The sequence below is a fragment of the Pseudomonas emilianonis genome, from assembly GCF_023072625.1.
GTDB lineage: Bacteria > Pseudomonadota > Gammaproteobacteria > Pseudomonadales > Pseudomonadaceae > Aquipseudomonas > Aquipseudomonas paraveronii.
Window position 1 is genome coordinate 1 of sequence record NZ_JAKNRV010000598.1, and the last position, 1,999, is coordinate 1,999.

At 63.2% G+C, this 1,999-nt stretch carries 3 protein-coding genes and 1 pseudogene; 2 read left to right on the forward strand and 2 right to left on the reverse strand.

Features of this window, described 5'->3' with window-relative positions:
- Together L9Z73_RS29845 and L9Z73_RS29850 are read left to right on the forward strand one after the other, a co-directional pair.
- A pseudogene (locus L9Z73_RS29845) lies at positions 1 to 126 on the forward strand (D-hexose-6-phosphate mutarotase); the annotation flags it as partial.
- Positions 127 to 131: 5 nt separating this feature from the next.
- Positions 132 to 980 (forward strand): MaoC family dehydratase, encoded by an 849-nt coding sequence (locus L9Z73_RS29850; RefSeq protein WP_247408518.1) that lies wholly within the window; start codon positions 132 to 134, stop codon positions 978 to 980.
- Between the two features lie 36 nt (positions 981 to 1,016).
- On the opposite strand, the gene L9Z73_RS29855 is transcribed toward L9Z73_RS29850, so the two are convergent.
- Both L9Z73_RS29855 and L9Z73_RS29860 read right to left on the reverse strand, forming a co-directional pair.
- Positions 1,017 to 1,574 (reverse strand): DUF4136 domain-containing protein, encoded by a 558-nt coding sequence (locus tag L9Z73_RS29855; protein WP_247408520.1) that lies wholly within the window; start codon positions 1,572 to 1,574, stop codon positions 1,017 to 1,019.
- A 45-nt stretch (positions 1,575 to 1,619) separates the two neighbouring features.
- Positions 1,620 to 1,999, reverse strand: a 380-nt coding sequence (locus tag L9Z73_RS29860) for a DUF4136 domain-containing protein (RefSeq protein ID WP_247408522.1), incomplete at its 5' end; no start/stop codon positions are given.

Consider the following 1,999-nt stretch of genomic DNA (forward strand, 5'->3'; position numbering starts at 1 on the left):
GCCCAACAGGGCGCGCACATCTTCAGTTACCAACGCGCAGGCGAGCAGCCGCTGATCTGGCCGAACAAGGCAGCCGTCTTCAAGGCCGGCAAAGGTATCCGCACCGGTGTCCCGGTGTGCTGGCCGTAAGCATGCAATGGAAAACTCTGGACAGCCCGCCAATGCTTGCGCCGTTGTACTGGCACGCGGTGCTCAAGCGCAAGATCACCGGCAGCCACTTGCCCGAGCAGGGGTTTCGCTGCCGCGTGAGCGTCAACCCACAGCATGTGGCGGCGTATCGCAAGGTGTGCGGCTTTGCCGACAGCCCGATGCTGCCGGTAACTTATCCACACATCCTGGCATTCGGCCTGCAGTTGCAACTGCTGACGGCCCCATCGTTTCCGTTCCCGCTGTTGGGGCTGGTCCACCTAAGCAACCGCATCCGTGTTCACCGGCCCTTGGGTGCGGTGAGTGACCTGACCATCGCCCTACACGCAGAAAACCTCCAGCCCCACGCCAAGGGCGCGACGTTTGAGGTGGTGACCACCGTCGAAGATGCCCTCGGACTCCTGTGGGAAGCGCAGAGCCGCATGCTCTGTCGTGGCGTGAAGCTCGACGGCGCGGCGGCGGACGACGCCTTGCCCACGCCCACCCAGGTCAGCGAATTGACCCACTGGAAAGCCCCCGCCGATATCGGCCGGCGCTACGCCTGGGTGTCCGGCGATTACAACCCGATCCATTTAAGCGCCCTGACCGCCAAATTATTCGGTTTCCCCCAAGCCATCGCCCACGGTCTATGGAACAAGGCACGAACCCTCGCCGCCCTCGGTGAGCACCTGCCCGCGGCGAATATCGACATAGAGGTCGAGTTCAAGAAACCGGTACGCCTGCCCAGCGAGGTCGCCCTGCACGCCAGCGGCGCCGGTTCCAGTGGCGAGTTGTGGTTAAAAGGCTCGGGGGATATTGAGCACATGGTTGGAAGATGGCGGCCGATTGGCTGAAACCGGCCGGTCGTCTCGCTCGGGGCAACGTGATTTTCAGTGCGGCGGGTAACTGGAAAGGATTCGGCTGACCGTCTTGCGGATGGCGTTGCTGCGATCCTGCGGCTCGGGCGAGTTGGCCATGATCTGCTCGTCGCTACCGCGCCAGACGAGTTTGCCGTCCTTGCCGTCGAGCAGGTCGATCTGGATGGTCGCCACCTTGTAGCTGATGTTGCGCGTTTCGTTGTACATCGGCGCGCCCCAGTAACCGTTCCACGGCCCGCCCCAGGCGCCGCCGTAGTTGGTGCTGACTTGTTGCTGACGGTCTTCGACGATCAGGTAGGCCTGCGCAGTCAGGTCCGCCTTGGTGCCCGCCGCTGCGGGGCGCAGGCCACGTTGGTCGAGCTGTTCGCCGACAGCCTGGCGGATACGTTGTTCGGTGAGGTCGCTCTTGATCCGCGGATCATCAGGACGGTATTGCACAGCCGGGTCTTTCCAGGCCCAGCTGCGGTAGGCGCCGAAGTCTCGGCCGGCATCGAAGTCGTGGTTGACCTGGCTGGTCTGGCAACCGCCCAACAGAGCGACAAAAGCGAGCGTTGCGATACGTCGAAACATGGTGGTTCTCCAACGAGCGATCCGGGCATTAAATGAGAATAGCTGTTAACTGGGAGGATACGCCGTCATTGCCTTTTGCACCGCCTGGCGCAACGCATCCGCCCGCTCACTGAGGCTGCCCTGGCTGCCGGTTTCGGCGCTGGCACTCCACACCGGCTGACCGCTGCGCGCATCGAACAGATTGACCCGCACGACGACGACCTGAACTTCATAGGTGCGCACGATCGGCGCCGAGTTGTACATGCCGTTGCCGTAGCGATTGTAGCCGCCATACCCATAGCCGTAGTCATCCTGGACCTGCAGCACCGACTTGGCGCCACACAGCCTGGCCAACAGCAACGCCTGGGGCGCGCAGAACAAGGTGGGCACCACCAGGATGACCAGGTCCGGCTTCCAGCGCAGTTGCCCCAATACCGCCAGGCACG